Origin of the sequence: Aestuariivita sp. (assembly GCF_021404545.1) — a bacterium.
Taxonomy (GTDB): Bacteria; Pseudomonadota; Alphaproteobacteria; order Rhodobacterales; family Rhodobacteraceae; genus Aestuariivita.
The window spans coordinates 135,411-154,272 of the sequence record NZ_JAAWWD010000001.1 but is presented as its reverse complement, the minus strand read 5'-3'; the positions used below and the strand labels follow the sequence as shown (position 1 = coordinate 154,272).

General features: G+C 61.0%; 17 protein-coding genes. 11 read left to right on the top strand and 6 right to left on the bottom strand.

What is annotated here, in order from left to right:
- The first annotated feature begins 76 nt into the window (after positions 1–76).
- The gene (locus HEP69_RS00775; protein WP_290556600.1) at positions 77–496 is read left to right on the top strand and encodes an EVE domain-containing protein; all 420 of its coding nucleotides are present in this window, start codon (positions 77–79) and stop codon (positions 494–496) included.
- Between the two features lie 49 nt (positions 497–545).
- Positions 546–944 carry a DUF1761 domain-containing protein gene (locus HEP69_RS00770; protein WP_290556599.1) on the top strand — a complete coding sequence of 133 codons (399 nt, stop codon included), beginning with the start codon at positions 546–548 and terminating at the stop codon, positions 942–944.
- A 236-nt stretch (positions 945–1,180) separates the two neighbouring features.
- Here HEP69_RS00770 and HEP69_RS00765 read toward each other — a convergent pair whose 3' ends face one another.
- A complete protein-coding gene (locus tag HEP69_RS00765; RefSeq protein ID WP_290556690.1) occupies positions 1,181–1,522 on the bottom strand; it encodes a DUF2853 family protein in 342 nt (113 codons plus the stop codon).
- A 208-nt stretch (positions 1,523–1,730) separates the two neighbouring features.
- Between HEP69_RS00765 and HEP69_RS00760 the strand changes: the two genes are divergently transcribed.
- Entirely contained in the window at positions 1,731–2,456 is a 726-nt protein-coding gene (locus HEP69_RS00760; RefSeq protein WP_290556598.1) for a GNAT family N-acetyltransferase, read from the top strand.
- On the opposite strand, the gene HEP69_RS00755 is transcribed toward HEP69_RS00760, so the two are convergent.
- The 3 genes from HEP69_RS00755 to HEP69_RS00745 form a co-directional block, all read right to left on the bottom strand.
- Positions 2,453–2,920 carry a DUF922 domain-containing protein gene (locus tag HEP69_RS00755; protein ID WP_290556597.1) on the bottom strand — a complete coding sequence of 156 codons (468 nt, stop codon included), beginning with the start codon at positions 2,918–2,920 and terminating at the stop codon, positions 2,453–2,455. The two genes, HEP69_RS00760 and HEP69_RS00755, sit on opposite strands and share 4 nt — an antisense overlap.
- Entirely contained in the window at positions 2,920–4,308 is a 1,389-nt protein-coding gene (ahcY, locus tag HEP69_RS00750) for an adenosylhomocysteinase (RefSeq protein ID WP_290556596.1), read from the bottom strand. Before ahcY ends, HEP69_RS00755 begins: the two co-directional genes overlap by 1 nt.
- 144 nt (positions 4,309–4,452) lie before the next feature.
- The gene (locus tag HEP69_RS00745) at positions 4,453–4,755 is read right to left on the bottom strand and encodes an S-adenosyl-L-homocysteine hydrolase (RefSeq protein WP_290556595.1); all 303 of its coding nucleotides are present in this window, start codon (positions 4,753–4,755) and stop codon (positions 4,453–4,455) included.
- A gap of 68 nt (positions 4,756–4,823) precedes the next feature.
- On the opposite strand from HEP69_RS00745, the gene HEP69_RS00740 reads away from it, so the two are divergent.
- Together HEP69_RS00740 and HEP69_RS00735 are read left to right on the top strand one after the other, a co-directional pair.
- Positions 4,824–5,426, top strand: coding sequence for an HD family hydrolase (locus HEP69_RS00740; protein ID WP_290556594.1), 603 nt, complete (start codon positions 4,824–4,826; stop codon positions 5,424–5,426).
- Positions 5,427–5,511: 85 nt separating this feature from the next.
- The gene (locus HEP69_RS00735) at positions 5,512–5,907 is read left to right on the top strand and encodes a GNAT family N-acetyltransferase (protein WP_366111287.1); all 396 of its coding nucleotides are present in this window, start codon (positions 5,512–5,514) and stop codon (positions 5,905–5,907) included.
- 72 nt (positions 5,908–5,979) lie between these two features.
- On the opposite strand, the gene HEP69_RS00730 is transcribed toward HEP69_RS00735, so the two are convergent.
- Entirely contained in the window at positions 5,980–6,534 is a 555-nt protein-coding gene (locus tag HEP69_RS00730; protein WP_290556593.1) for an ActR/PrrA/RegA family redox response regulator transcription factor, read from the bottom strand.
- A 77-nt stretch (positions 6,535–6,611) separates the two neighbouring features.
- Positions 6,612–7,232 (bottom strand): SCO family protein, encoded by a 621-nt coding sequence (locus HEP69_RS00725; protein ID WP_290556592.1) that lies wholly within the window; start codon positions 7,230–7,232, stop codon positions 6,612–6,614.
- Positions 7,233–7,325: 93 nt separating this feature from the next.
- Here HEP69_RS00725 and regB point away from each other — a divergent pair, with 93 nt between their 5' ends.
- The 6 genes from regB to addA all read left to right on the top strand — a co-directional run bounded on the left by regB (position 7,326) and on the right by addA (position 18,836).
- Entirely contained in the window at positions 7,326–8,723 is a 1,398-nt protein-coding gene (gene regB / locus HEP69_RS00720; RefSeq protein ID WP_290556591.1) for a sensor histidine kinase RegB, read from the top strand.
- Between the two features lie 76 nt (positions 8,724–8,799).
- Positions 8,800–10,365, top strand: coding sequence for a PAS-domain containing protein (locus tag HEP69_RS00715; RefSeq protein ID WP_290556590.1), 1,566 nt, complete (start codon positions 8,800–8,802; stop codon positions 10,363–10,365).
- A gap of 42 nt (positions 10,366–10,407) precedes the next feature.
- A complete protein-coding gene (gene tsaE / locus HEP69_RS00705) occupies positions 10,408–11,892 on the top strand; it encodes a tRNA (adenosine(37)-N6)-threonylcarbamoyltransferase complex ATPase subunit type 1 TsaE (protein ID WP_366111286.1) in 1,485 nt (494 codons plus the stop codon).
- A complete protein-coding gene (locus HEP69_RS00700) occupies positions 11,889–12,572 on the top strand; it encodes a nucleotidyltransferase family protein (protein WP_290556589.1) in 684 nt (227 codons plus the stop codon). Before tsaE ends, HEP69_RS00700 begins: the two co-directional genes overlap by 4 nt.
- Complete coding sequence (gene addB / locus HEP69_RS00695) at positions 12,511–15,483, top strand: double-strand break repair protein AddB (protein ID WP_290556588.1); 2,973 nt, start codon at positions 12,511–12,513, stop codon at positions 15,481–15,483. The genes HEP69_RS00700 and addB overlap by 62 nt, the downstream gene beginning before the upstream one ends.
- Positions 15,480–18,836: a double-strand break repair helicase AddA gene (gene addA, locus HEP69_RS00690; protein WP_290556587.1), complete on the top strand. Its 3,357-nt coding sequence runs from the start codon at positions 15,480–15,482 to the stop codon at positions 18,834–18,836. Before addB ends, addA begins: the two co-directional genes overlap by 4 nt.
- The last annotated feature ends 26 nt before the right edge of the window (positions 18,837–18,862 follow it).

Here is an 18,862-nt window from a genome sequence, read left to right as displayed (position 1 = left end):
CGCATCCGACCGGAAAATGCTGTAACCTGCTGAGTACCGCGTTGCGTCTTTCGCTGCACAGACCAAGGGCACTGATATGGCATACTGGCTTTTTAAATCCGAACCCTCGACCTGGAGCTGGGATCAGCAAGTCGCAAAGGGCGCCGAGGGCGAGGAGTGGGACGGCGTGCGCAATTACCAGGCCAGGAACTTCATGCGCGAGATGGAGATCGGCGATCGCGGGTTTTTCTACCATTCGCAGACCGAAAAGGCGGTTGTCGGGATCGTCGAGGTGTGTGCGACAGCCCACCCCGACAGCACCACCGAGGATGCGCGCTGGGAATGCGTCGACATCAAAGCGGTCAAACCTGTTAAGACACCCGTTACACTTGACGTGATCAAAGCCGATCCACGCCTGAGCGAGATGGTGCTGGTGCGCAACTCTCGCCTGTCAGTTCAGCCCGTTACGCCCGAGGAATGGGCGATTGTGTGTGAACTGGCGGGCATTACAGACTAGCGGCACGCCAATCCCTCCTTCATGCTGCCTGCACAAAAGGGAGGGAAAGATGGAAATCCTTAATGTCTTTGTTGCTGGGGTTGCGTCCTTCATGTTTGGCGCGATCTGGTATTCGGTTCTGGCCAAACCATGGGTGGCGGTTTCGGGTGTTGCAGTCGACCCAGACACGGGAAAGCCAGCGAATGCGTCCAATCCCAAACCGTACGTGATCGGTGTCATTGCCGCAATTCTGGTCGCGGGAATGATGCGCCACATCTTTTCCGGCAGTGGCGTGGATACGGTCTGGGAAGGAGCGGTCTCTGGCCTTGGGATTGGCGCATTCCTGGCATCGCCTTGGCTGGCCACAAACTACGGCTTTGCCGGGCGACCGATGCGCTTGATCCTCATAGATGGAGGATATGCCACGTTTGGCTGCGCAATCATCGGGATCGTCCTGACGCTCTTTTAGCTGTGAACCGCAGCAAAGAAATTTGGAAGGGTTCGGGCATTAAAGCCAGAACCCTTCCTTCCCCACGTGCTCCCATACGCACCACACGTGATTGAAATCGGTCCTGGCCATCCTAGCCGGTCCTTGTTGTCTATCAGAACCGACCGTTCCGCTCAAATGGCAAACACCTAGAATGAGAGCCAAAACCGAAACGCCTGCTTAACCAAGCACGCGGTCTCATGGTTGATTGACCCGGCCTAGCCGTAAACGGCTTCTTTGCCGAAATGCTTGGTCAGCATGTAATAGATGACCGCGCGGTACTTGTTGCGCTCTGAGCGGCCATAGGTTTCGATGACGGTGTTAATGGCCTGCATCAATTCAGGTCCGTCACTCAGGCCAAGTTTTTTCATCAAGAAATTCGTTTTGACGGTTTCCAGCTCATGCTCTTGCGTGGCGGCAACGGTCGAGGCGTCGGCATCGTAGATTGCCGGTCCGCATCCGATGGTCACTTTCGTCAAAAGCTCCATGTCCGGTGTCATACCGCACTTGTTTTTTAGGTCGTCCGCGTATTGCGCAATCAGATCGTCCCGTTTGCCCATATGAATGTCCCTCCACTGTGGTTCGGCCTCTTTGACCTTAGGCAAAGCGTAATGACTAATCACACCCGCACAAAGGAGAATTTTCACCACTTTTCCCCCGAACCGTCTCTGTGCTGCCTTTCAACTAAATCTACATTTTACTTGTATATTTTCCACAACAGCTTAAATCTGACAAATATGGTGTGTTAAAAGGGTTATGGGGGTAACGATGGGACACTATCAGCAGGGCTTTGATGGGTCCGCGCAAAAGACGGTTGTGGCATCCGGAGCGTTTCGCAGATCGCAGGGGCCGCTCACGCCCCAAGAGGTTGCGAATGCGCGGGAGGCGGGTCTTTCGTTGTCCTTTGATCCGGTTCAAAACGGCTGGCTGCGTGCCGATACCCAAGATGACTTTGATCACGCACGTGTTCGGCCGGGATGGCCGAGTGTATCGCAGGCGCTGTCCCGCACAGCCGCTGTCGGTTTCCGCCCCTGGGTTCCGTCGGATGCGCCGCGATTCCGCGCGCTTCTTGACAATCCGGATGTGTGGGCGTTTCTTCCTGCGGCCTATCCAGGCCCGATCTCTCAAGAAATGGCGTCTGACCTGATCGAACTGTCCCAAGACGGCGCTCTGCACACCGTGCGGGCGATCCTGCTTCAGGATCAGCCGGTCGGTCAGGTGCGCTTGGAATATGCCGACAGCGAGCCTGAGCTCAGCTATTGGCTGGGTCAGGATCATTGGGGGCAGGGCATCGGTGCCCGCGCCGTCGCACGGTTTGTCGAACAGTGCTTTGCCGATGACCCTGAACTGGATCATATGATCGCTCGGGTCAAACCCGAAAATCTGGGATCGTTGCGCATTCTCGAAAAGGCCGGTTTCCAACGCGAAGGGCGGTCGAACGCTGCTCCGGACTGGATCATCCTCCGCCGCGACCGCATGGGATCCGAAGCCTAATCTGGCAGTCTAACGCCTGTTGCGGCCCCATGGCTGGTTTCGCGATCCAACAACCGATCGCGGTCGGCCCATTTCTTGATGATACGATGCGGTCGGTTGCAGCCGTGCCGATAGATCTCATGCGCTGCTTGCACCCCATGGGCCGCATGAAGCCGCTCATGGCGCAGCAGGGCCTCGATCATCTGGTCCCATGTATGACGGTCTTGTGGTGACAGGGGCGCGCGCGGATCCAAACGCGGCATCCAGATCGTGATCGCAACGTCAACTTCGCAACGGCGCGACCATTCGATCCACCAGCGTGTATAGCCCCAGAAGCCGTTCTGCCCCTTTCGCGCCATCTGCCGCCGCAAATCGGCAAAGCTGTCCCCGGTGATGGCATAGTATCGAACAGTCTCCGAGATACGTGGCTCGGCGACAGCGGGTGCCGCCAAGACCACACAGGCCAGTATCGCGGCCCGGAGCATCAGTACCGATAATGTTCCGGCTTGAAGGGGCCTTCGGGTTTCACACCGATATAGGCCGCCTGATCGGATTCAAGTTGGGTCAGCTTAACGCCGATCCGATCCAGATGCAGCCGCGCGACCTTTTCATCCAGATGCTTGGGCAGGATATAGACCTTGTTGTCATAGTCATCCCCCTTGGTCCACAGCTCGATCTGCGCCAGAACCTGATTGGTGAACGAGGCGGACATTACGAAAGACGGGTGGCCGGTGGCGTTACCCAGGTTCAACAGACGCCCTTCGCTGAGCAGGATCAGACGATTGCCATTCGGCATCTCGATCATGTCGACCTGCTCTTTGATATTGGTCCATTTGTGGTTTTTCAGCGCGGCGACCTGAATCTCATTGTCGAAATGGCCAATGTTACCAACAATCGCCATGTCCTTCATCGCGCGCATATGCTCGATCCGGATGACGTCCTTGTTGCCGGTGGTGGTGATAAAGATGTCCGCGGTCTCCAGCTCATCCTCAAGCAAGGTCACCTCGAACCCGTCCATCGCGGCCTGAAGCGCGCAGATCGGATCAACCTCGGTCACTTTCACGCGCGCGCCCGCACCCGACAATGAGGCCGCCGACCCCTTGCCAACATCGCCGTAACCGCAGACCACTGCGACCTTACCGGCCATCATGGTGTCAGTTGCGCGGCGGATCCCATCCACCAGCGATTCCTTGCAGCCGTACTTGTTGTCGAACTTGGACTTTGTAACACTGTCATTCACATTGATCGCAGGGAAGGGCAGCTGCCCCTCTTTGACCAATTGATAGAGACGGTTCACCCCGGTCGTCGTTTCTTCCGACACGCCCTGGATCTGATCGCGCGTCTTGGTAAACCAGCCGGGGCTGGCCTCCATCCGCTTTTTGATCTGCGCCTTGATGACCTCTTCTTCCTCGGATTGAGGGACGGGGATGATCTCCTCCCCCGCTTCGGCGCGCGCGCCCAACAGCACATAAAGCGTCGCATCCCCGCCATCGTCGAGGATCATGTTCGGACCCTCATCAAAGAGGAAGGATTTGTCGAGATAATCCCAATGTTCTTCGAGCGTCTGACCCTTGATTGCAAACACCGGCACGCCTGCCTGAGCGATCGCGGCGGCGGCATGATCCTGTGTCGAAAAGATGTTGCACGAGGCCCAGCGCACATCAGCGCCCAGCGCCACCAGCGTTTCGATCAACACCGCCGTTTGAATAGTCATGTGCAGACTGCCGACGATCCGCGCGCCCTTCAGCGGTTTGGTATCGCCGTATTCACTGCGCAATGCCATCAGCCCCGGCATCTCAGTCTCGGCGATGTCCAGCTCCTTGCGGCCGAACTCTGCCAGAGCGATATCCTTGACGATGTAATCATTTGCCATCTGGCACATTCCCTTAGCTATGTGTCAGGGCGGCAGATAGCACTGCAAAGCGTACTGGGCAATGCGGAGGGCACGGTTTTCCCGTCAAACTTGTCATACCTTTGGCCTATGCGCCCGCCTGGGCAGGCCTCCGCTAGACCCTGCTCAAGGCATCAGCTTTGCGATGATATCCGCCCCACGTACCGACCGGTCCAGGTCTTGCCCATCGTTCAGGACACAGGCGGTGCCATCGATGAGATACGTCACCAAGGTCCACGTTCCGGTCTCTTCCGAAGCCCAGAGTCGAACCGTGGATGTGGGTGACGACACGGTCTCGGGCATGGGGGCCTCTCCGTACCAATCGACCAACGCCGCCTCAAGCTGATCGCCTGGCATGCAAATCGGCTCTTGTGCTGCTGTGGCATGCGGCACAAAAGCCAGGGCAATCACACATAGCAACTTGTTCATCTGCGTCTTCATGGGATGTAAACGGATTACGAGCTGTGATTGTTCCCTCAATTGGGTCGGAGGCCCGAATGAACCGCCCAAGACAACCCCGTGCCTGGCAGCGGATGCTGTCGGGCCGCAGGCTGGACCTGCTGGACCCGACCCCGATGGATATCGAGATTGAGGATATCGCCCATGGGCTTGCGTTCGTCGCACGCTGGAACGGTCAGACCAAAGGCGATTTCGCCTATTGCGTGGCCGAGCATTCCTTGCTGGTCGAGGCGATCTTTTCCCGGATGGAGGGCGACGCAGCGCCCAGATGGCAAATGGCAGCCCTTTTGCATGATGCGCCGGAATATGTGATCGGCGACATGATTTCGCCGGTCAAGGCGGCCGTCGGTCCGGAATACGGCGCGCTTGACGAGCGGCTGACAGCGGCCATTCACCTGCGCTTCGGCCTGCCCGCGACGATCCCCCAGACGATCAAGCGCAAGATCAAAAAGGCCGACCGGCTCAGCGCCTGGATGGAAGCGGTCGAGATCGCAGGTTTTACCAAATCCGAGGCCGATAGGTTCTTCGGCAAACCCGATCACGCCCTAATCGACGGATTTTCCATCCTGCTCAGACCCCCGGTCGAGACACGCGCGGCCTATACCGCGCGCCATGCCGCCTTGCTGGAGCGTATGTCATGATCACCACGCGCAAGGCGATCTCTTTGGATACAGGGTCGATGGCGCGGCTCTTGAACGCCGTGATCAAGGAGGGGGTACGACCGCGATGACACGGCCAGTGACCGCTAGCGACCTTGCCGACTGGATGGCGTTCGCCCCGGAACGCTCCGCCTGGCACGTGGCCCTTGATGAGGCCGAAGACGTCCAGGGGTTCCAGTGGATCGAGCCGCGCGACGGCCTGCCGCCCGAGGCTTGCGATATCGCCACCTTCGTGCGCATCGGCAAAACCGGGCTCGGCATCGGCTCGGCGCTCTTTGACGCCACCCGCAGGGCGGCGCGGGATCTGGGTTATGTGTGGATCAACGCCAATATCCGCGCCGATAACGAAGGGGGTCTGATCTATTACCAAAGCCGCGGATTTCGCAACTATGGAACGGTCGAAAACCACGTACTGGAAAACGGAGAGATCGTGACCAAGATCCTGAAGCGCTTCGATCTTTAGCCTTTCACAGGCTTCTTCTGGCCAGAAATATTCCTCGGGGGGTCTGGGGGGCAGACAGCCCCCCAGCGCCGTTTATCGCGGGCTGCGCTTGGCCAATATCCGCTGCAATGTGCGCCGATGCATATTCAACCGCCGTGCGGTCTCGCTCACATTGCGATCGCACAGCTCATAAACCCTCTGGATGTGCTCCCAACGCACACGGTCGGCGCTCATCGGGTTTTCCGGCGGCGGCGGCAGCTCATCCTCAGGCGCCAGCAGCGCATTGGTCACGTCTGTCGCATCGGCCGGTTTCGACAGGTAATCCGTGGCACCGATCTTGACCGCTGCCACCGCCGTTGCAATCGCGCCATAGCCTGTGAGCACGACAACCCGGCAATCGGGGCGCTTTTCGCGCAGCACCTCGACCACATCCAGACCGTTTCCGTCATCCAGCCGCAAATCGACCACCGCATAGGCCGGCGGCCGCGCTGTCGCAATCGCCCGTCCAGCGGCAACCGACCCTGCGGTTTCGATGTCAAAGCCACGCTTTTCCATCGCCTTGGCAAGGCGCCTCAAAAACGGCTCATCATCGTCGACCAGCAACAGGGATTTGTCGGGTCCAATCTCTCGCAGGGATGGCTCGGCCATGCTGTCTCCTCCGGGGTGTCCGCTTTTTATGGTTTTTGTAACTATTAGCGGGTGTTGGAGAAACGTCAAACCTAACGTCAGCTTGCGTTCATAAAGCAGGTCATCGTATCGGCGATCTGCTCGGCGCTCGCGTCCCGGCGAAAGAACTCGACAAACCCTTGCTCGGGCAGCACCAGATAGCTGAATGTCGAATGATCGACGAGGTAGAACTCATCCTCCGCCGGATGCGCCTTGTAATAGGTCCGGTAGGCCTCGCTCGCCGCTTTGACCTGCTCGGGAGAGCCGGTCAGTCCGATCATCTTTTCATGCAGGTTATACGCGAAATCACCCACAACCTCCGGTGTGTCGCGCTGCGGATCGACCGAGATAAAGACCGGGGTGGCGCTCAACCCGCGCTCGGTCAGCAAATCGATTGCTTCGGCATTTCGGGCGGTGTCGAGCGGACAGACATCCGGGCAGAACGTATATCCGAAATAGATCAGCGACGGCTCGGTGATGACATCCGCGTCGGTGACGGTCTGTCCGTCCGCATTGACCAGCTCAAACGGCCCACCGATCTGGCCGGACCCACCCGCGATCGCCCCGGACCGGCAACTCGCAAACTGATCATCGGGCTGGTTCATCGAGGTTGCGAACCACGTCCCGGCCAATCCGGCAACGACAACTGCGACAGCGATGAGGGCGTAAATACGGGTCATTCCGGACATCCTGACTATATTGATGGATGGTTGCTTGGCGATTGCCGGACACATATCAATCATGCAAGACAATGCAACGGGCCTGAGACACTTATGCGCACCTCTCACACAGGGTTGATTTCCGAACAGGAACGCAGTTCCTGGGTAAGGCTGCGCACGTTGATCCTGCTGCGATGGGTGGCCATCGCCGGTCAGCTAACCGCGATCACCGTTGCCCAGCAGATGTACTATATCGAGCTGGAGCTGGGCCTGTGCTACCTCGCGGTCGGCGTCTCGGTGATCGGAAACCTGATTGCGATCTTTGTGTTTCCTGAAAACAAGCGGCTGTCAGAGACCGAGAACTTCCTGATGGTGCTTTTTGATCTCTTGCAGCTATCGTTTCTGCTGTATCTGACTGGCGGGCTCAACAACCCCTTTGCCCTGTTGCTTTTGGGACCTGTCACGATCTCGGCCACGGTGATGACGCTCAGGTCGACGGTGATCATCGGCGGCACGGCGATCATTCTGGTGACCCTCCTGGCCGAGTTTCACCTGCCGCTGCGGACCGAGCAGGGCTTTATCCTGCGGGTGCCGGATATCTTTGTCTTTGGCAACTGGGCCGCAATCATCATCGCCACGCTTTTCATGGGAGCCTATTCCCGCCGGGTCAGCACCGAGATGCACTCGATGGGCGATGCACTGGCGGCCACGCAAATGGCCCTCGCGCGCGAGCAGAAACTGACCGATCTGGGCGGCGTTGTGGCAGCGGCAGCCCATGAAATGGGCACACCGCTGGCCACAATCAAACTGGCCAGTTCCGAACTGATCGAAGAGCTTTCCGAATATCCCGAATTGCGCGAGGACGCGGCCTTGATCCGCGATCAGGCCGACCGCTGCCGCGACATCCTGCGCGATATGGGGCGGGCAGGCAAAGACGACCTGCATCTGCGCCAGGCTCCGTTATCGGCCGTGGTCCAGGAGGCCGCTGAACCGCATATTCGGCGTGGCAAGACCATCCATTTCGAGGAGGGTCCCATCGCCGATGGTACTCAGGCGCAGCCATCGATCCTGCGCAAGCCCGAAGTGATCCACGGCCTGCGCAACCTGATCCAGAACGCCGTCGATTTCGCGCGCGCGAACATCTGGGTCGAATCGGTCTGGACCGATGATCTGATCTCTATCCGGATCCTGGACGACGGGCGCGGATATCCATCCCATCTGATCGGGCGAATCGGCGATCCGTTTGTGCGCAGGCGCAGATCGGATGGCGAAGGCCGGGCGCGCCCGGAATACGAGGGGATGGGCCTTGGTCTTTTTATCGCCAAGACTTTGCTGGAACGCACCGGGGCCGAGCTGAGCTTTTCCAACGGCACCGATCCCTTTCAGAACATCACAAGCGACAGCAATCGCCGCGGCGCGATTGTCGAAGTGGTCTGGCCCCGTGCCATGATAGATGCGCAAAGCGGACACAACACCGTTCCGCTGGGGTCGAACAAACCGATCGAAATCTGAACCCAGGCGAAAGTTAACAGGAATTTAACCTTTCCGAAGCCAATGTCTGGGAAGCCCGGTATTGGGGAACGGTACATTGGATTACTCGATTTGGCAGTGGATTGGCATATCCGTTTTGTGCGGCTTTGCGGGGGCGCTTTCGGTCAGCTGGTATCTTGGGGCAATGCGATCCGATCGCGGAAAAACGCCCGCGCAATCGGCGGGCAGCGACCGGTGCGTCCTGCTCTTTCAAGGGGCTGAACTGTCCTCGAGCAGCGGATGTGCCGAAAATCTGGTGGCCGAACACGCAGGGGACACGGATTGGTCGCGTCTGCGCCAGGGGTTGATCGACCGGTTTCCCCGGTTCCCACCGACGCCGGATCATGTCTCTCCAACCGGATCGACCGTGATTGAGCCGAAAGACAGCGCAGATCCTTGGCAGGTATTGATCGAACCTTTGCACGATGTCCTGCGGGTCGAGCTGATGCCTCGGGCACATGGTTCGATCAAAAGCCCGACTCCGTCGTTCTTCGACCACAGCATGACGCTCGAACTGGGTATGCTGCGCGATGTCACCGACGGCGCCCCCTATCCGATCTGGAGCATCGACGCCGAAGGGCGGGTCATCTGGCACAATGCGGCCTATGCCGGGCTTTTTTCAGCGGCCCGCGGCAAGGAACCAGACCCAGATAACCCGCTATTCGCCGATGCGCTCGCGGGCCGCGAGAGCGGTGAGGCCGTGCGCGCGTCGATCCCGCTCTTGAACCGGGAGGAGCCTGGATGGTTCGACGTCACCGGGCTGCATCGGGACGGGGCGCAAATGGTCTATGCGCTGGACGTGGCATCGGTCGTCCGCGCCGAAACCGCCCAGCGCAATTTCGTCCAGACCCTGGCCAAGACATTCGCGCAGCTCTCAATCGGGTTGGCGATCTTTGACCGGAACATGCAACTTGCGCTCTTCAATCCGGCGCTGATCGACCTGACCAGCCTGCCGGCAGATTTCCTTAGTGTGCGACCCAATCTGCTGACGTTCTTCGACCGGCTGCGCGATGGGCATGTCATGCCGGAACCCAAGGATTACGGGACCTGGCGCGAACAGATGTCATCCATGGTCGCGGCCGCGACCGATGGCAGCTATTGCGAGACCTGGACGCTGCCATCCGGGTCCACCTATCGCGTTTCGGGGCGCCCGCATCCTGACGGGGCCGTCGCTTTCTTGTTTGAAGACATCTCGGCCGAGGTATCGCTGACCCGCCGTTTCCGCGCCGATCTGGAGATGAGCCAGAACATTCTCGATGAATTTGAGGATGCGGTTGCGGTCTTCACCGCCAGCGGCACCCTGACGGTCACCAACCAAGCCTATCGCACCCTGTGGAACATCGACCACGATCAGGTTTTTGCCGAGATTACCGTCATCGACGCGATGCGCGCCTGGCAAGAGGTGGGTGGCGTCAGCCCCCTTTGGGGCGAGCTACGCGATTTCGTACTTGGACGGGAAGATCGCACAACTTGGAACGCGCCTTTGATCCTGGCGGATGGCCAATCCTATCTCTGTACCGTGCACCCCGTCCAGAACGGCGCGACAATGCTTCGGTTCGCGCAGACCCAAACACTCCCTCATCACTTTACCAACGGAGCGGACCGCATCGCGGATCATGGGTGATATGGCTTGCAGGTGATTTAGCCCGAGGTCATTCTGTGCCTCATGGCAAACAGGCACGCCACACTGACATTCGGGTCCGAGGACGCAACACGGCGGTTTGCCGTGGCACTGGGTCATGTCTTGCGCCCGGGTGACACCGTCCTTCTGTCTGGCGATATCGGCGCGGGCAAGACCTTTCTGGCGCGGGCTTTGATCCAGTCGCTGATGGATCCGCCCGAAGATGTTCCTTCGCCCACTTTCACCCTCGTCCAGACTTACGACACGCCCGCGGGCGAGCTTTGGCACAGCGATCTCTACCGGATCGGCACCAGTGACGAAATCGAAGAGCTGGGGCTGACTGACGCCTTTGCCACCGCGATTTGCCTGGTGGAATGGCCCGACCGATTGGGCGATCTGACACCTGTCGACGCCCTGACCCTCACCCTGAACACCTATCCGCACAGCACGGAGGTCCGCCATGCAACGCTTGACTGGACAAGCCCGCGCTGGGATCAGGCACTGCACCAACTGATAGGCGAGACCGACGAGATGACCAGCCGCGCGGCGCTTGCCGACCGTTTCCTCAGTAGCACGGCCTGGGCCAGGGCCGACCGCAAACCGCTGGCGGGCGATGCGTCCAACCGCCGGTACGAACGTCTGCATCTGGACGGTACCTCTGCCGTGTTGATGGACGCGCCGATTGACCGGGGGGAAGATGTACGCCCCTTTATCGCGATTGCGGAGTACCTGATCGCCCTCGGCCTCAGCGCGCCACGCATCCTGGCGCGCAACGTGGAGGCTGGGTTCCTGATCCTCGAGGATCTCGGCGATGACCTCTATGCCCGCGTCGTGGCGCGCGCGCCGAGCCTGGAACGTGAGATCTACACCGCCGCCACTGATGCCCTGATCGCGCTGCATAAGGCAACGCCGCCTGCTCTGCACTGTTATGACGCACCACTGAAAACGGAAATGGCCGCCTTGGCGCTGACCCGGTATGCCGCCGGAATCAACGGTCATGCCGATGCCGCCCAGCTCAAGAAATTCACCGCGGAGTTTGAACCCCTCCTGCACCGGTTGACCAAGGGACCCCGGGTCCTGATCCAACGGGATTATCACGCCGAAAACCTGCTGTGGCTGCCGGATCGGGTTGGGATCGCACGCGTCGGAATGCTTGATTTTCAGGACGCGATGCTGGGGCATCCAGCGTATGATCTGGTGTCGATCCTGCAAGATGCGCGCCGCGATGTGCCCCCGGCGATCGAGGAGGAGATGCTGCGCCATTACATCACCGCCACTGGCGCGGATGCTGAGGCGTTTCGCGCCGCATACGCGGTGCTGGGCGTTCAGCGCAACATGCGGATTCTGGGGGTCTTTGCCCGGCTCAGCCTTGACAACGGAAAACTGCATTACATCGATCTGATTCCCCGCGTCTGGGATCTGATGGAGCGGGACCTGGCGCATCCGGCACTGCGCCCCGTCGCCGATCTGGTCCAGCAGGCGCTGCCCTTGCCCACACCGGCTGCTCTGGCCCGGCTGAAGCCACAATGACCGATGCGGTGATGATCTTTGGCGCCGGGTTCGGCAAACGCATGGGCGCGCTGACCCAACACACGCCCAAACCTCTGATCGACGTGGCAGGGCGTTCCCTGATCGACCGGGCGCTTGACTGGACCGCAGATGCAGCACTCCGCCGCGTCGTGGTGAACACCCATTTCCGTGCCGATCAGATAGAAGCGCATCTGGCGGAAAAAGATGTCCTGATCTCTCATGAAGCGCCGGAAATTCTGGACACGGGGGGCGGTTTGCGGGCCGCTTTGCCTTTGTTAGAGACAAATCCGGTCTTGACCCTGAACCCGGATGTGATCTGGCTGGGCCCCAATCCGCTGAATATCTTGCGCAACGCTTGGCGGCCGGATCAGATGGACGCCTTGTTACTCTGCATACCTTTGGACCGCACCCATGGGCGCATCGGTGGCGGCGATTTCTCTGCCGACGATCAGGGACATGTGGTGCGGGGCGGCGATCTGGTCTATGGCGGTGCGCAGATCATCCGCACGGATCTTTTACAGGACGTTGCCGAGGACGCGTTTTCCCTCAATGTGATCTGGGACCGCATGGCCCAAGCGGGGCGGTTGCGGACCACCCTCTATCCGGGTGCGTGGTGCGATGTGGGACGGCCCGAAAACATCGGGTTGGCTGAACGTCTGCTGGATCCCGCCCGTGTTTAGCCCCAGCCGAGCACCTCGCGTCTTTGCCCAACATCCGGGCGTCGATTTCCCCAAAGCATTGGTCGACGGGCTTTTTGCCCGAATGAGCGATGCTCCCCCAGAGGCGATGGCCCGCGTTCATCTGATCGTCAACACCCGCCGCATGGCCCGCCGCATTCGTCAGATCTTTGACGCCGGTCCGCCCTGCCTGTTGCCCCGGCTTTCTTTGGTCACCGATCTTGGCGAGATGGAGGGGCTGGATACGCTGCCGCCCGCCGTTTCTCCGCTGCGTCGTCGGCTGGAATTGACTCAGCTTGTGGCCCGCCTCCTTGATGCGCAGCCCGATTTGGCAGCGCGCGCATCGTTATACGATCTGGCAGACAGCCTTGCGGAACTTCTGGATGAGATGGAGGGCGAGGCGGTCGATCCCTCCCGGATCGAGGAGTTGGACGTCTCGGATCTGTCGGGCCATTGGGAACGGGCAAAGACCTTTATCGGTATCACGCGTGCCTTTTACGAAAATGAGGCTGCCGGGCTCGACCAACAGGCACGGCAACGCCGGGTCATTTCTGGGTTGGCGCTGCGATGGCAAAGCGCGCCGCCCGATGACCTGGTGATCCTGGCGGGATCCACCGGCTCACGTGGGACGACCCTCCTTTTGATGAAGGCGGTCGCACAGCTGCCACAGGGGGCCGTGGTCCTGCCGGGGTTCGATTTCGATCAGCCCGAAGGCGCATGGCACCATTTGGATGACGCGCTGGCGGCCGAAGATCATCCGCAGTACCGGTTTCACAAATTGATGACCGAGCTTGGGGTTTCCGCCAAGGCGGTCACCGAGTGGCATGCGGCGGCACCCCCCTCCCGGTCGCGCAACAAGGCGCTCTCGCTTGCGCTGCGCCCCGCGCCAGTGACCGATGCATGGCTGGCCGAAGGGCCAAGTCTTGTCGCGTTAGAGACTGCGTTTGCCGATGTCACGCTGGTTGAGGCCCCGTCACCCCGATCCGAGGCGCTGACCATCGCGCTGCGTTTACGACAAGCGGCGGAAGATGGCACAACCGCAGCCCTGATCACCGCCGACCGGATGCTGACCCGGCAAGTGACCGCCGCGCTGAACCGCTGGGGCATTCTGCCCGATGACAGCGCGGGCCTCCCGCTGCACCTGTCGCCACCGGGGCGATTCCTGCGCCATGTGGCGCATCTGTTTCAGAGGCGGCTCACGACCGACCAGTTGCTGACGCTGCTGAAACATCCACTTACCCATAGCGGAGGGGAGCGCGGCCCGCATCTGCGCATGACGCGCGAGTTGGAGCTTTCCTTACGCAAAACGGGTGTGCCGTTTCCCGATGCCGACTGGCTTCGCGCCTGGGCTGCCACCCAGACCGATCCGCTGACAGGCTGGAGCGAGTGGCTGATCGCCAGCTTCACCGGCATCGCAACGCCCTCCAAACGTCCGCTCACCGATTGGGTCTCCGATCTGTTGACGCGCGCCGAAGCGATCGCCGGAGAGGGAGCAGGCACGCTATGGGATCAAAAGGCCGGCCGCGAGGCGCGCAATACGGTGGAAATGCTCGCATCCGAGGCTGACTACGGCGGAGAGATGCATGCAGCGGATTTCGCCGATCTGCTGGGCGCGCTGCTGTCGCGCGGCGAAGTTCGAGATCGGGATGCCCCGCATCCTCATATCATGATCTGGGGCACGTTGGAGGCGCGGGTTCAAGGGGCCGATCTTGTGATCCTTGGCGGCCTGAACGAAGGCACCTGGCCGGAAGCCACCAAACCCGACCCCTGGCTGAACCGCGTGATGCGCGACAAGGCGGGCCTGTTGCTGCCGGATCGGCGCATCGGCCTTTCCGCCCATGACTTTCAGCAGGCAATCGCGGCGCCAGAGGTGTGGATCACCCGTGCGATCCGGTCCGAGGACGCGCAAACCGTGCCATCACGCTGGATCAACCGGCTGACAAACCTGTTGGAGGGGTTGCCAGATCAAGGGGGGCGGGCGGCGCTGACGGATATGCGCGCCCGTGGACAAACCTGGCTGCGCTGGGCTGAGCGGCTGGAGGCTGCGGAGCCCTGCCCATCTGCACCGCGCCCGTCCCCGCGCCCCCCGGCGGCGGCGCGTCCCAGACGGCTGTCAGTGACCGAGGTCAAACGGCTGATCCGCGATCCTTACGCGATCTATGCGCGCCATGTGCTGCGCCTGCGCCCGCTCGATCCTTTGGTGCGCCTGCCCGATCCGCGCATCAAGGGGATCGTCATTCACGAGGTGCTGGAGGCATATGTCAAAGCGCTCGATCACGGTCACGCGATGCTGAACCGGGAGAGTTTCCTCAACATCGCCGCCGACACTCTGAACCGTGACATCCCCTGGCCCACCGCGCGGATCATGTGGCTGGGCCAATTGGCGCGCACCGCCGATTGGTTTCTGACTGCCGAGGCTGCACGGCGCCAGACCCAGACCCGTGTCGGATCGGAAGTTCCGGCGCTTAGGGAGATCCCCGATCTGGGCTTTACCCTTACTGCGCGGGCAGACCGCATCGACCAGGACGATGAGGAGCGGCTGATCATCTATGACTACAAGACCGGCAAACCCCCAACCAAACCGCAGCAAAGGAAATTCGACAAACAACTCCTCCTGGAGGTCGCGATGGCGCAGGATGGTGCCTTCCGCGATATTCCCGCGGCCGAAGTTGCCCGAGCGGTCTTTATCGGGCTGGGTGGACAATCCGAAGTTGCCGCCCCTCTCGAAGAAGATCCGCCGGAAAAGGTCTGGGAGGAGTTTCGAGCCCTGATCACCGCATATCAGGACCCGACCACTGGGTACACCGCGCGGCGGATGCTGGAAAAAGACACCGATGCGGGCGATTACGATCACCTTGCGCGATATGGGGAATGGGACGACACAGACGATCCGCTGGCCGAGGATCTGACATGATTCCACGCAACGACGCAACAGAGGCACAGGTCCAGGCCGCCGATCCCGGCGCCTCCACCTGGCTTGCGGCGAATGCGGGGTCGGGCAAGACCCGGGTTCTGACCGACCGGGTGGCGCGGCTGTTGCTGAACGGGGTCGAGCCGCAGAAAATCCTCTGCCTGACCTATACCAAAGCCGCGGCGAGCGAGATGCAGAACCGTCTGTTCCGGCGGCTGGGCGAATGGGCGATGCTGCCCGATGACGCCCTGCGCGCAGCGTTGGAGGAACTGGGGGTGGACCAGATCCCCGACGTTGCACAGTTGCGCGATGCCCGTACCCTTTTTGCCCGCGCGATCGAGACGCCCGGCGGGCTCAAGATCCAGACGATCCATTCGTTCTGCGCGGGGCTTTTGCGGCGCTTCCCACTCGAAGCAGGGGTCAGCCCCCAGTTTACCGAGATCGAGGACCGGGCCGCCACCCTGTTGCGGGGCGAGATCGTGGACGATCTGGCCGAAGGGCCAAAGGCACGGATCGTCGCGGATGTGGCGCGCCATCTGGGTGGCAGTGACCTGGACAGTCTGACCCGAGCCATTGCCCGGCGGCGCGAAGCTTTTATGGAGACCCGGTCGCGCGCCGATCTGTTCGCGCTTTTCGATCTGGCCCCGGATGCCAATGCAGGGGACATCGCGCGGGACCTCTTTTTGGGTAACGAACGCGCGCTGCTGGATCGGTTGATCCCGGTTCTGGAAGAGAGCGGCGTTACCGATCAGCGTATTGCCGCGAAATTGCGCGGGATCAGCGTGCTGGATGCATCAGCCTGCGAGATCCTGGAAAGCGCGTTCCTCTTTGGACCCTCCGCCGCGGCTCCGTTCGGCGCCAAGCTGGGGAAGGTGCCGGCCAAAGGCGCCAAGGCCCCGGCCGATCTGCATGCCCAGACGGATCAGTTCATGCTGCGGATCGAGACGGCCCGCACCAAACGGATCGCGCTAACGGCGGCCGACATGGCCGATGACTTGCACCGGTTCGCGCGCGCGTTCCTTGCAGAATACGAGCGGCGCAAGATGCTGCGCGGGTGGCTGGACTTTGACGATCTGATCCTCAAGGCCCGGCAGCTTCTAAGCGAGGCGCGCGTGGCCGAATGGGTGCTTTATCGGCTCGATGGCGGTATCGACCATATCCTGGTGGACGAAGCACAAGACACCAGCCCGGCACAGTGGGAAGTGGTCGAACGACTCAGCCAGGAATTTACCAGCGGGCTGGGGGCGCGCGACGTGGCGCGGTCGATCTTTGTGGTGGGCGACAAGAAACAGTCGATCTATTCCTTTCAGGGCGCGGATCCAGGCGGGTTCGACCGGATGCGCGCGTATTTCGCGCAGCGTCTTGGCGCATCGGGCATGCATCTGAGCGACCGGAGCTTGCAGTACTCCTTCCGCTCGTCCCACGCGATCCTGTCTCTGGTCGATGTGGTCTTTGAAGGATTGGCCGGGGCCGGATTTGACGGCGAAAGCCATATCGCGTTCAAAGATCAACTGCCGGGCCGGGTCGATCTTTGGCCCGCACTGCCCGTGGCCAGGGATGAGATCGATACGCCATGGTACACACCCATGGACCGGCCCAGCCCGAAACACCATACGGTGACCCTGGCCGAGGCGATTGCAGATCAGATCAGGACGATGATCGACGACAAGGTGCCGATCCCCGTTGAAGCCGGGCAGGGCCGCCCGGTCCGGGCGGGCGATGTGCTGATCCTGGTGCAGCGCCGCTCGGCCCTTTTTGGAGAAATCATTCGTGCGTGCAAAGCCGCCGGTCTGCCCATCGCAGGCTCGGACCGGCTCAAGGTTGGCGCCGAGCTGGCGGTCAAGGATCTGGCGGCGCTTTTGTCATTCCTGGCCACGCCCGAGGATGATCTGGCGCTGGCAACAGCACTCCGCTCCCCGCTTTTTGGCTGGAGTGAACAACAGCTCTTCGACCTGGCGCATCGGCGTGCGGCAAAGGCGTTCTTGTGGCAAGCCCTGCGCGAACGGGCGCGGGAGTTTCCCGAAACCATGGGGGTGTTGAACGACCTGCGGCGGCAGGCCGATTTTCTGCGACCATACGATCTGATCGAGCATATCCTGATCCGCCATGGCGGGCGGCACGCACTTTTGGGCCGCCTGGGACATGAGGCAGAGGATGGTATCGACGCGCTGCTGTCCCAAGCGCTGGCCTATGAACGGGCAGAGGTGCCTTCGCTGACCGGGTTTCTGGTCTGGATGGAAACCGACGATCTGGAGATAAAGCGCCAGATCGACAGCGCCGGTGACATGATCCGGGTCATGACCGTGCATGGTGCCAAAGGGCTGGAGGCGCCGATTGTTATCCTGCCCGATACCGCACGGCGCCGTGCGGGGCAAAAGGGCAATCTGGTGATGGCTGATGATGTCCCGCTTTGGCGCGTGCGCAATGAAACCGCACCGCCCCGGATCGCTGCCGCCACGGCCAAGGAAGACGCGCGAGAGGAAGCAGAACGTTTGCGGTTGCTCTATGTGGCTCTAACACGGGCGGAAAAGTGGTTAATTGTTGCCGCTGCCGGAGAGCTGGACGATAAGAATGGCGATACCTGGTACCAACGGGTCGAGGCGGCAATGCAAGGCGCGGTCGATCATATGTTCGCCCTTGGCCCTGGCAAACGGATCGAGACCGGCGAATGGGCAACGCTCCGCCACACTGTGACGCCGCAAGACGAGGCACCCGCGACGCCGCTCCCGGATCTGTTCAACACACCCGCCCCGGCTCCGCCGGAACAGAGCGCGACCCTGAGCCCGTCCGATCTGAACGGAGCCAAGGCACTCCCCGGGGAGGAAGGGCTGGACGAGGAAGCCGCCAAGCTGCGCGGAACCCGGATCCATCGCCTGCTGGAGCTGTTGCCAACGCTTCCGCAATCCGACTGGGCCCGAAAAGCACCTGTTATCCTTAACCTCGATCCGGTTGAGACTGCTCCGCTGCTTGCAGAGGTTGAGGCCGTCCTTGGTGATCCGATGCTGACTGATCTCTTCGACAAATCGACCCTGGCCGAGGTCGCGATCTCCGCGCCATTCGGCGCGGACCGCATCCATGGCACCATCGACAGGCTGATCATCGGGCCTGATCACGTTCTGGCGGTGGATTTCAAGACGAACGCCGTGGTTCCCGCCACGCCCGGGGCCACACCCGAGGGGATCAAGCGCCAATTGGCGGCCTATGCGCATGCCTTGGCACAGATCTATCCCGACAGGCGGATCGAGACGGCGATCCTGTGGACGCGCACGGCGCAACTGATGCCCATGCCGCACGATATCGTGACGCAAGCCGGAAAGCGTGCGCTAAATCTTGACGCCGCCGCGGGGCTTTCCTAGGTTCTGACCCCAACACATCCCCTCGC